Genomic DNA, 10,244 nt, shown 5'->3' with positions numbered 1-10,244 from the left:
AGGGCGCCACCACCACCCACAACGGCCAACGCGTCACGATCAAGCCCGCCAAAGGCCACGCCGCCGAACGCGCCACCATGCGCGCCGCCCGCTGGGCACTCGACCGCCCGGGCGTCATGCGCCAGGGCCAGCGCCTCGCCACCCGCACCCGACACCTCCACCCCCAACGGCTCCCCGGACCCGCCAAAGCCTGGACCGCCACCCGCGACCTCCCCACCCTCCCCCCGCAGACCTTCCGCGACTGGTGGCAGAAAAACCAACCAGCCAACCACCCCCAGACCGAGGAGAACGGCCAGTGACCTCCCGCGACACCGTCCTCACCCGCATCCGCAACGCCCTGGGCACCACGTCGGACAGCCCGGCACCGGCCACCACGTACACAGCACGCGACTACCTCACCGCGCACGCGGACCGCACCCCGGAGGAGACCGTCGATCTGCTCGCGGACAACCTCACCGACTACCGGGCGAAGGTGCACCGCACCGATCAGGCGGGGCTGGCACCCGCGGTGGCGCGGCTGCTGGCCGAGCGGGGTGCGCGGACGGCGGTCGTCCCGGCGGGGGTCCCGAGGGAGTGGCTGGCCGGGATCGGCGGGACACGGTTGCTGGACGACGTACCGCCGCTGACCGCGGCGCAGTTGGACCAGGTCGACAGTGTGATCACCGGCTGCGCCCTGGCCGTCGCCGAGACCGGCACCATCGTGCTGGACGCGGGCGCCGACCAGGGGCGGCGGATTCTCACACTCGTCCCCGACCACCACATCTGCGTCGTGCGAGCACCGGATCAGGTGGTCGCCTCGGTCCCCCAGGCCCTCCCCCGCCTGGACCCCACCCGGCCCCAGACCTGGATCTCAGGCCCCTCCGCCACCAGCGACATCGAACTCGACCGCGTCGAAGGCGTCCACGGCCCCCGCACCCTGGACGTCATCCTCGTGGGTCCGCCGCCGAGCGGCTGACCTTCAGCGCCCACACCACCAGAGGAATCTGGACAGGGAGCCGGGCGTAGGCCGCGGCCTTCAGGGGTGCGGGGCGGTGCCGCCAGTCGTAGGCCATCTTGACGTTGGCGGGGAAGACGGCGGCGAAGAATCCGGCGGTGACCAGGGCGCCGGTGCGGCGGGTCGCGGGGAGGGCGACGGCGGCGGCCAGCGCGAGTTCGGCGACGCCGCTGGCGCGGGTCCAGGCGCGGGGGCTGCCCGGAAGGGACTCGGGCACGATCGCCTCGTACGGTCCGGGGGCGAGGAAGTGGGTGGCGCCGGCTCCGGCGAGCAGGCCGACGAGCAGTCGAGTGGAACGTGCGGGCACCGGGCACCTCCTGAGCGGGCGGGCGATTCCCGCCGCACTCTCACCTTACCCATGAGTAAGGTCGGGGCGGCGGCCCCTTCCGCGTTACGAGGCGGTGGTGGCGAGCTGCGAGTCGCGCCGTACGAGCGCGGCGTAGCGGCCGTCCTGGGCGAGCAGTTCGTCGTGCGTGCCGCGCTCCATGATCCGGCCCGCGTCGAGGACCACGATCTGGTCGGCGTCGCGCACGGTGGACAGCCGGTGGGCGATCGTGATGGTGGTGCGTCCCGCGGACAGCGAGTCGATCGCTTCCTGGACGTCGTGTTCGGTCCGGGTGTCGAGCGCGCTGGTGGCCTCGTCCAGGATGAGGACGGGCGGGTCGCGGAGGATGGTGCGGGCGATGGCCAGGCGCTGCTTCTCGCCGCCGGAGAAGCGGTAGCCGCGTTCGCCGACGAGGGTGTCGTAGCCGTCGGGCAGCCCGGAGATGTGGTCGTGGATCTGGGCGGCCTTCGCCGCGGCGCGGATCTCGTCGTCGGTGGCCTCGGGCTTGGCGAAGCGCAGGTTCTCGGCGACCGAGGCGTGGAAGAGGTACGTCTCCTGGGAGACGACGCCCACCGCGTCGGCGAGGGTGTCGAAGGTGAGGTCGCGTACGTCGGTGCCGTCGAGCGTCACCTTGCCGCCGGTCACGTCGTACAGCCGGGGCACCAGGTAGCTCAGGGTGCTCTTGCCGGAGCCGGTGGCGCCGACGACGGCGAGGCTGCTGCCCGCGGGGACGGTGATGTCGATGTCGCGCAGGGTCGGCGCGCCGGACTCGGGGTCGTAGGCGAAGTCGACGTGCTCGAAGCGGACGTCGCCGCGTACCCGGTCCAGGGTCCGGGCGTCGGGGCGCTCGGTGATGTCGACGGGCAGGTCGAGGTATTCGAAGATGCGCTGGAAGAGCGCGAGCGAGGTCTGGACGTCCACGCCGGTGGACAGCAGCGACACGGACGGGCGGAAGAGGCCCTGCTGGAGCGAGACGAAGGCGACGAGGGTGCCGATGGAGACGGCGGGCGCGCCGTTGGACATGGTCAGACCGGCGGCCCAGTAGAGCAGTGCGGGCATCGCCGACATGAGGATGCCGATGGTGGACATCCGCCAGCGGCCGGACATGCTGGAGCGCACTTCGAGGTCGACCAGGCGCTCGGACTCGGTTGAGAAGTCGCGGGTCAGGGAGTCGGAGCGGCCCATGGTGCGGCCGAGCAGGATGCCGCTGACGGACAGCGACTCGGTGACGATCGCGGACATCGAGGCCATCTGCCGCTGCCGGTTGGTGGCGATCCGCTTGCGTTCGCGGCCGACCCGGCGGGCGATCCAGACGAAGAGCGGGAGCAACAGCAGCGAGACGACGGTCAGCCGCCAGTCGAGGGCGAGCATCGCGATGACGGAGGCGATGACCGCGGTGAGGTTGGAGACCAGGGAGGTCGCGGTCGAGGTGACGGTGGCCTGCATGCCGCCGATGTCGTTGGCGATCCTGGACTGCACCTCGCCGGTGCGGGTGCGGGTGAAGAAGGCCAGCGACATGCGCTGGAGGCGTTCGTAGACGGCGGTGCGCAGGTCGTGCATGACGCGCTGGCCGACGGTGGTGGAGATCAGGGTCTGGAGCACGCCGAAGACGCCGGTGGCGACGGCGGTGGCGATCATGCCGAGCGCGAGCAGGCTCAGCAGGCCGGTGCGGCCCTGCGGTATCGCGGTGTCGAGGATCGCCCGCAGCAGGAACGGCGAGGCGACCGAGACGAGGGAGGAGAGGCCGACCAGGGCGCCGACGATGGCGAGGCGGCCACGGTAGGGACGGAAGAGCCGCAGGATGCGACGCATGTCGACGGGGGTGTCGGGCTTCTTCTTCGGTGGTGTCCACCGGGAGGCGAGTTCTCGTTCGTGATCGGGGCGCAAAGGACTCCTTGAGAGTTCAGGCAGATGCTGACATTGGGAGTATAGGTCATTGTTACCTATGCTCACAATGGGCATGGTCCTGATACGCTCGTCACATGGATTCCCGCACGACAGCCGTGCCGCCGGGCCCGGTGACCGCCGGCCTCGCCACGACCGCGCCGGACGAGATCACCGGGCGGCTCGCCGACCAGCTCATCCGGCTGAGCCGCCGCCTGCACAAGTCCCAGCGCCACCTCATGGAGCCGCTGGGGATCACCCCGGCCCAGGCGCGGCTGCTGCGCACCCTCGCGCACTGCGACGAGCCGCCGCGGATGGCCGATCTCGCCCAGCGCCTGGAGGTCGTGCCGCGGGCCGTGACGACCCTGGTGGACGCGCTGGAGGGGCTGGAGCTGGTACGGCGGGTGCCCGATCCGAGCAACCGCCGGGTGATCAGGATCGAGCTGACCGAGGCGGGCGGCGCCGCGCTGCTGGAGCTGCGCGGGGCCCGCCGTACGGCCGCCGCCGAACTGCTGGCCCCGCTCGACGACGGCCAGCGCGCGGCACTCACCGCGCTGCTGGCCGTACTCGACGAGGAGGCGCCGCACGGCGGCGGCCACCGGCCGTCGCACTGAGCGGCGCCCGCGGGCTCACTCGGCCAGGTCCGCCGGGGCGGTCTGGCCGCCGATCTGCGGCCCGACCTCGGCGGTGCAGGCGCTGCACCGGCGGGCGGCGGTCGGTATCGCGGTCAGGCACTCGGGGCACTCGCGGACCGGGGCCGCCGCCGCCTTGGGGAAGAACCTCTCCTGCATGCGGTTCATCGGCAGGACGACCAGGAAGTAGATCACCGCGGCGACGATCACGAAGCTGATCACCGCGTCGATGAAGGCGCCGTAGGGGAAGGTCACGCTGGAGACCGTGAACTTCTGAGTGGCGAAGTTGCCCGTGGCGCCGGAGGCCAGGCCGATGAGCGGCGTCAGGAACGCCTTGACGAAGGCGGTCACCAGAGCGGTGAAGGCCGCGCCGATGACGATGCCGACCGCGAGGTCGACGACGTTGCCGCGGAGCAGGAACGTCCGGAAGCCTCTCATGGGTGGGGGGTCCCCTCTGTAGTCAGGAATTGGAACACCACAGTGTGCCGGTCCTCACCACAGAGGGGTAATCGGTCGATGAGCAGATCAATTACGCCAGGTGTCGTTGAGTGTGACCGCCCCGCTCGACGGGACCGTCGCCGTCCGGTTGGCGCCGGATTCCCACGTCACGTTGCCGCTTCCGTCCTTCCGTATGTACTTGTACTGGAACGAGGTGCCCGCGGGCATCGCCACGTTGAGCTTCCAGACCGGGTAGCTCGCCGAGGACAGCAGCAGGGCGCTGCCGGTGTTCCAGTTGCCGAGGGTGGAGTTGTCGCCGACGACGTAGATGTTCTGGCCGAAGACCGTGGTGGCGTTCACCGCGAAGGACGCGGCGGACGACGGGTTGGTGCTGCCCCCGGTGCTGCCGCTCGTGGTGCCGCCGTTCGTGGTGCCGCCGTTGGTCGTGCCCCCGTTCGTCGTGCCGCTGCCGCAGGGCGCGCCGACGTACAGCGCGACCGCGTCGTTGGAGCCGATGGTGGCGGTGAACTTGCCGTCGGAGCCGACGGTGTAGCTGGTGCCGCTGTGCTGGACGTCGCAGTAGGAGCCGGCGGGCAGTGAGGTGGTGAAGGTCTGGGTGAGCGAGCCGCCCTCGTGGTTGATCGCCACATAACCCTTGCTGCCGCGGCCGAACGCGATGGCGTTGTTGCCGTTGGACCACCAGTTGGTGACGGCGGTGCCGGAGACCGCGTTGCGGAAGCCGACCATGTTGGCGATCTGCGGCCAGGCGTGCTGGCACTTCCAGCCGTCGCTGTAGCAGGCGTTGACGGTGCCGCCGTTGGGCGCGCCGGCGTCGTTGTTGGAGAACTCGTAGCCGGAGTAGACGTTGGGCGAGCCGTACGGCCAGGCCAGCAGGTAGACGTTGGCGAGGGTGTACGTGGCGCCGTTCTTGTAGCTGAGGGTCGAGCCGTTGCGCTCGGTGTCCCAGTTGTCCACGAAGGTGCGGGCCTTGTCGCTCGACAGGTAGCCCGCGCCCCACGACGCGCCCCAGTTGCTGAGGGAGGCCAGCTTGTCACCGGTGAAGATGCGCTTGAGGTCGAAGGCGCCCTGGAAGGCGTCCACGTCACCGGTGTTGACGTACTCGCCCGGCTGTACGGCCTCGCCCGCGCCGTAGATGGCCTCCTGGGCCCAGTAGATGCCCGGATTGCTGAGCTTGGCCTTGATGGCGGCCAGGTCGGTCTCGGCCATGTGCTTGGCGGCGTCCACCCGGAAGCCGTCGACGCCCAGCGCGATCAGGTGGTTGAGGTAGGCGGCGATGGTGCCGCGCACGTAGTCGCTGCCGGTGTCGAGGTCGGCGAGGCCGACCAGCTCGCAGTTCTGGACGTTGTTGCGGTCGCCGTAGTTGTTGATGTCACTGCGGCAGGTGTGGAAGTCCTGGTTCTGGTAGTAGCCCGGGTAGTTGTACTTGCTGTACGTCGTACCGCCCGTGCCGGTGCCGGAGCCCGACGTCATGTGGTTGATCACCGCGTCGGCGACGACCTTGACGCCCGCGCTGTGGCAGGTGCTGACCATGTTCTGGAACGAGCTCTCGTTGCCGAGCCGCCCGGCGATCTTGTAGCTGACCGGCTGGTACGAGGTCCACCACTGGTCGCCCTGGATCTGCTCGGAGGCCGGGGAGACCTCGACGAAGCCGTAGCCCGCGGGGCCGAGGGTGTCCGTGCAGGCCTTCGCCACGGAGTCGAACTTCCACTGGAAGAGCGTCGCGGTGACGTCCTTGCTGCCGGGCGGCGTGGCGTCCGCCTGTTGCGAGGAGAGGGCGAACAGACCGGCGGCGGCGACGATCGCGGCCAGCGCGCCGTTCAGGACGCGGGATCTCATGGGCGGCTCCTTCGGTGAACGGGCAGAGTTCTGCCCTCGAAGGCAGCCACGCGCCTGGCCGCCGGGTGGGGGGTGCGGGCCCCGTTGTCCTCGGGGCCCTCGGGTTCCGCCCAGGAGCTTCCCGCCGTGTGTGCGTACACGTCAAGATGTCGGCGGAAGAACTTTCGCTGTTTTGCTGCAAGTTGTTGCCGAAACACTCCTCCGCGGACCTCGGCTCGTTCCCGTCGCTCACCGGAAAACCTGTTGACCCGGTACGGGCCGCAAGACGAGCCTTGCTCCTCTCCGACCGGATTCCGGCGGGATGTCCGCACGGGCGGAGTCGTCAGGTACGCGGCTGCCCGCCGACATCTCGCGCGAACCTCCGGCGGCCGTATCCGCAACCCGCGGCCGTAGCCTCGTCCGCCGACACTCGCTCACACCCGCACCGAACTCAGGACACCATGCCGTCCCTCCGTAAGCTCCCCCTGTCCGATCCGGGCGTCCCCGATGCCCGGACGGGATTCCGCTTCCTGCTCTGGCTGTCGTTCCGCGAGGGGAAGGGCCTGGCAGCCGCCACCGCGTGGGGCATCCTGCACATGGCGGCCGTCGCGTCGTTCCCCGCGGCCGTCGGAATGGCCGTGCAGTCGGTCGTGGACCGCTCGGGGTCGCGGCTGGCGCTGTCGGGCGGGCTGATGCTGCTGCTCGGCGTGCTCACCGCGCTCGGCGACACGATGCTGCACCGTACGGCCGTCACGAACTGGATCAGCGTCGCGGCGCGGGTCCAGCAGCTGCTCGCCGGTAAGACGGTCGAGCTGGGCTCGGTGCTCACCCGCCGGGTCGCTGCGGGCGAGGTCGTCGCGGTCAGCACCGGAGACGTGGAGAAGATCGGGTGGTTCGTCGAGGCGCTGGCGCGCTTCACCTCCGCTCTGGTCGCCACGGTCGGCGTGGCCGTCGCGCTGGTCGTCTACGAGCCCGCGCTCGGCGTGATCGTGGCCGCGTCCGTACCGGTGCTGGCGCTGGCCGTACTGCCGCTGCTTCCCGCCGCCACCAAGCGGGCCGACCTCCAGCGGGAGAAGGCGGGCAAGGCCACGGAACTGGCCTCCGACACCGTCGCCGGGCTGCGGGTGCTGCGCGGCATCGGCGGCGAGGAGCTGTTCCTCGACCGCTACCGTCGCGCGTCCCAGCAGGTCAGGACCGCCGCCGTGCACAGCGCCCGGATGTGGGCGGCGATCAGTGCCGTCCAGGTGGTGCTGCCGGGGCTGCTGCTGGTGGCCGTCGCCTGGGACGGCGCCCGGCTGGCGATGGACGGCCGGATCTCGGTCGGCGCGCTGGTGACCGTCTACGGCTCGGTGGCCTTCCTGATGTTCCCGCTGCGGAATTTCGAGGAGATCGCCATGGCCTGGTCCTTCTCGCGGCCCTCGGCGAAGCGGGCCGCGCGCGTACTGGCGCTGACCCGGGAGACCGCCGGGGGCGCGGCCGTCTTCTCCGAGGGGAGCGTCGCTCCCGAGGAGGCGGGCGCTCTGGTCGGGGAGATGTACGACCCGGAGTCGGGGCTGCGCGCTCCGGCCGGGCTGCTGACCGCCGTGGTGTGCGGCGACCCGGACGCGGCGGGCGTACTGGCCGACCGGCTCGGCGGGCACAGCCCGGTCCGCGCCGAGGGCGAGGCGTCGGCGCTGCTGGGCGGGCGGGCACTGGACGCGCTGCCGCTCGCGGCGGCCCGCGCGGCCGTGCTCGTCCAGGACAAGGACCCGGTGCTGCTGTCGGGAACGCTGACCGAACTGCTGGGTGTGCCGTCCTCCGGCCGGGTCACGGCGGAGCAGGCGCTCACCGCCGCGCAGTGCGCGGACGTGCTGGACGCGCTCGCGCAGTCCGCCGCCGACCCCGCGGGGGTGGCGGGCGACCCGATGTCGGCGCGGATCACCGAGCGCGGCCGGTCGCTGTCCGGCGGCCAACGGCAGCGCCTGGCACTGGCCAGGTCGCTGATCGCCGACCCCGAGGTACTGGTGCTCGACGAGCCGACCTCGGCGGTCGACGCGCACACCGAGGCCAGGATCGCGCGCGGCCTCAAGGAACTGCGCGCGGGCCGCACGACGGTGGTGCTCACGTCGAGCCCGCTCGTGCTGGACCGCGCCGACCTGGTGGTCTTCGTGGACGAGGGCACGGCGACGTCGGCCGGCGACCACCACGAACTGCTGCGCACCGACCCGCGCTACCGGGCGGTGGTGACCCGCGAGAGCGAGCCGTCCGACGACCGCGATCCCGGCCACAGCCCCGTCACCGCTGCCGTCGCGGGCTCCGGGGCCGTACCCCACACATCGATGGAGGAATCCGCATGATCGGCCTGCGACCGCCGGAGTACGACCCGGCCGCGCCGCAGCAGAGCGCCACGCTGCCGGTGGGCTCCCCCGCGACCGTGCGCGGCTATGTGCGCGAACTGGCGAAGCGGCATCGCGGTGCCTTCGCCCTGCTGGTGACCGTCAACACCGTATCGGTGCTGGCCTCGATGGTGGGGCCCTACCTGCTCGGCGGTCTGGTCGAGGACCTGTCGAAGGGCGACCGGGACATCCATCTCGGGCGGGCCGTCAGCCTGTTCCTGGCCGCCCTCGTGGTGCAGGCGTACTTCGTGCGGCTGGTACGGCTGCGCGGCGCGATCCTCGGCGAGGAGATGCTGGCCGATCTGCGCGAGGACTTCCTCGTACGGTCGGTGTCGCTGCCGCCGGGTGTGCTGGAGCGGGCGGGCACGGGCGATCTGCTGTCGCGGATCACGACGGACATCGACCGGCTGTCGAACGCGATGCGCGAGGCGGTGCCCGAGCTGGCCATCGCCGTGGTCTGGGCCGGGCTGCTGCTCGGCGCGCTGACCGTGACCTCGCCGCCGCTCGCCCTGTCGGTGCTGGTCGCGCTGCCGCTGCTGCTGGTCGGCTGCCGCTGGTACTTCCGGCGCGCCCCGGGGGCCTACCGCTCGGAGGCGGCGGGGTACGCGGCGGTGGCGGCGGCGCTGGCGGAGTCCGTGGACGCCGGCCGCACCATCGAGGCGCACGGTCTCGGCGACCGGCGCGAGAAGCTGTCGCGGCAGCGCATCGGGCAGTGGGTGGCGTGGGAGCGCTACACGATGTGGCTGCGCAGCGTGCTGTTCCCGGTGATCAACATGACGCACGCGCTGATCGTGGTCGCGGTGCTGATGATCGGCGGCAGCTTCGCCCTCAACGGCTGGATGACGGTCGGCGAGCTGACCACGGGCGCGCTGTACGCGCAGATGCTCGTCGACCCGGTGAACATGATCCTGCGCTGGTACGACGAGTTGCAGGTCGCCCAGGTGTCGCTGGCCCGGCTGGTCGGGGTGCGCGAGGTGGCCGAGGACGAGCCGGACCACACGGTCTCGCCCGACGGCCGCGAGATGGCCGCCGACCAGGTGCGGTTCGGCTACCGGGCGGGCAGCGACGTGCTGCACGGCGTGAGCCTGATGGTGCCGCCGGGTACCCGGGTGGCGCTGGTGGGCCCGTCAGGCGCGGGCAAGTCCACGCTCGGGCGGCTGCTGGCGGGCATCTACGCGCCGCGTACGGGCGAGGTCACGCTGGGCGGGGCCCAGTTGGCCCGGATGCCCGCCGAGCGGGTGCGCGAGCATGTGGCGCTGGTCAATCAGGAGCACCACGTCTTCGTCGGCACGCTCCGCGACAATCTGCGGCTGGCGCGGACCGGTGCCACCGACGACGAGCTGTGGACGGCGCTAGGGGCGGTGGACGCCGAGGACTGGGGCCGCAATCTGGCGGACGGTCTCGACACCGAGGTGGGCTCGGGCGGCGCGGTGCTCACCCCGGCGCAGGCGCAGCAGCTCGCGCTGGCCCGGCTGGTGCTGGCCGACCCGCACACCCTGGTGCTGGACGAGGCGACCTCGCTGCTCGACCCGCGCGCCGCCCGCCATCTGGAACGCTCGCTGTCCCGGGTGCTGGACGGCCGTACCGTGATCGCCATCGCGCACCGGCTGCACACCGCGCACGACGCGGATGTGATCGCGGTGGTCGAGGACGGCCGGATCAGCGAGCTGGGCAGCCACCACCAGTTGGTGGACGCCGACGGTGCCTACGCGGCGCTGTGGCGGTCCTGGCACAGCTGACCGCGGTGATGTGGCGCGGGG

At 71.6% G+C, this 10,244-nt stretch carries 9 protein-coding genes; 5 read left to right on the top strand and 4 right to left on the bottom strand.

The window, feature by feature from the left end; translation table 11 throughout:
- Together ACFY9V_RS26610 and ACFY9V_RS26605 are read left to right on the top strand one after the other, a co-directional pair.
- The coding region (locus tag ACFY9V_RS26610; protein WP_391163255.1) for a lactate utilisation protein LutB domain-containing protein at nt 1-299 on the top strand (299 nt) is incomplete at its 5' end.
- Nucleotides 296-955 carry an LUD domain-containing protein gene (locus tag ACFY9V_RS26605; protein WP_391163254.1) on the top strand — a complete coding sequence of 220 codons (660 nt, stop codon included), beginning with the start codon at nt 296-298 and terminating at the stop codon, nt 953-955. The genes ACFY9V_RS26610 and ACFY9V_RS26605, both read left to right, overlap by 4 nt.
- Here the strand turns inward: ACFY9V_RS26605 and ACFY9V_RS26600 are convergent.
- Together ACFY9V_RS26600 and ACFY9V_RS26595 are read right to left on the bottom strand one after the other, a co-directional pair.
- On the bottom strand, nt 924-1,301 hold the full coding sequence (locus tag ACFY9V_RS26600; protein WP_355346613.1) for a hypothetical protein: 378 nt from the start codon (nt 1,299-1,301) through the stop codon (nt 924-926). The genes ACFY9V_RS26605 and ACFY9V_RS26600 overlap by 32 nt on opposite strands.
- Before the next feature lie 84 nt (nt 1,302-1,385).
- Nucleotides 1,386-3,131: an ABC transporter transmembrane domain-containing protein gene (locus ACFY9V_RS26595; protein ID WP_391163253.1), complete on the bottom strand. Its 1,746-nt coding sequence runs from the start codon at nt 3,129-3,131 to the stop codon at nt 1,386-1,388.
- 170 nt (nt 3,132-3,301) lie between these two features.
- Between ACFY9V_RS26595 and ACFY9V_RS26590 the strand changes: the two genes are divergently transcribed.
- A complete protein-coding gene (locus tag ACFY9V_RS26590) occupies nt 3,302-3,817 on the top strand; it encodes a MarR family transcriptional regulator (RefSeq protein WP_391163252.1) in 516 nt (171 codons plus the stop codon).
- Nucleotides 3,818-3,832: 15 nt separating this feature from the next.
- On the opposite strand, the gene mscL is transcribed toward ACFY9V_RS26590, so the two are convergent.
- A complete protein-coding gene (gene mscL, locus ACFY9V_RS26585; RefSeq protein WP_355346619.1) occupies nt 3,833-4,273 on the bottom strand; it encodes a large conductance mechanosensitive channel protein MscL in 441 nt (146 codons plus the stop codon).
- An 87-nt stretch (nt 4,274-4,360) separates the two neighbouring features.
- Nucleotides 4,361-6,130, bottom strand: a complete 1,770-nt coding sequence (locus ACFY9V_RS26580) for a carbohydrate-binding module family 20 domain-containing protein (protein ID WP_355346622.1) — start codon at nt 6,128-6,130, stop codon at nt 4,361-4,363.
- 440 nt (nt 6,131-6,570) lie between these two features.
- Here ACFY9V_RS26580 and ACFY9V_RS26575 point away from each other — a divergent pair, with 440 nt between their 5' ends.
- Nucleotides 6,571-8,445, top strand: coding sequence for an ABC transporter transmembrane domain-containing protein (locus ACFY9V_RS26575; protein ID WP_391163250.1), 1,875 nt, complete (start codon nt 6,571-6,573; stop codon nt 8,443-8,445).
- A complete protein-coding gene (locus ACFY9V_RS26570) occupies nt 8,442-10,223 on the top strand; it encodes an ABC transporter transmembrane domain-containing protein (protein WP_391163248.1) in 1,782 nt (593 codons plus the stop codon). The genes ACFY9V_RS26575 and ACFY9V_RS26570 overlap by 4 nt, the downstream gene beginning before the upstream one ends.
- Nucleotides 10,224-10,244 lie beyond the last annotated feature (21 nt).

This window comes from Streptomyces sp. NPDC008317, from assembly GCF_042955955.1.
Classification (GTDB): Bacteria; Actinomycetota; Actinomycetes; order Streptomycetales; family Streptomycetaceae; genus Actinacidiphila.
The sequence above is the reverse complement of the archived record's forward strand: the minus strand, read 5'-3'. Positions and strand labels throughout refer to the sequence as shown.